Annotated in this window: 1 protein-coding gene; it reads left to right on the forward strand. The window is 62.6% G+C overall.

What is annotated here, in order from left to right:
* Positions 1-633: ABC transporter ATP-binding protein (locus E4P32_RS24010; RefSeq protein WP_135008795.1), on the forward strand; the 633-nt coding region annotated here is incomplete at both ends.

Genomic DNA, 633 nt, shown 5'->3' on the forward strand with positions numbered 1-633 from the left:
GCCTGACGATTGAACAAGGCCAGATCTACGGCCTGATCGGCCCCAACGGCGCCGGCAAGACCACCTTCTTCAACGTCATCACCGGGCTGTACCAGCCCGACACCGGCAGCTTCGAGCTGGCCGGCAAGCCGTACAGCCCGAGCGCCCCGCACGAAGTGGCCAAGGCCGGCATCGCCCGCACCTTCCAGAACATCCGTTTATTTGGCGACATGACCGTGCTGGAAAACGTCATGGTCGGCTGCCACGTGCGCACCAAGCAGAACGTCTTCGGCGCGGTGTTCCGCCACAAGGCCGCACGCGACGAAGAAGCGGCAATCAAGGACAAGTCGCAAAAGCTGCTCGACTTCGTCGGCATCGGCAAATTCTCGTCGCGCACGGCGCGTCACCTGTCCTACGGCGACCAACGTCGACTGGAAATCGCCCGCGCCCTGGCAACCGAACCGCAACTGCTGGCGCTGGACGAACCTGCCGCCGGCATGAACGCCACCGAGAAGATCGGCCTGCGTGAGTTGCTGGTGAAGATCCAGGCCGAAGGCAAGACCATCCTGCTGATCGAACATGACGTCAAACTGATGATGGGCCTGTGCAACCGTCTCACCGTGCTGGACTACGGCAAGCCGATTGCCGAAGGTG

The sequence above is a fragment of the Herbaspirillum sp. 3R11 genome, assembly GCF_004563925.1.
Lineage (GTDB): Bacteria > Pseudomonadota > Gammaproteobacteria > Burkholderiales > Burkholderiaceae_D > Herbaspirillum.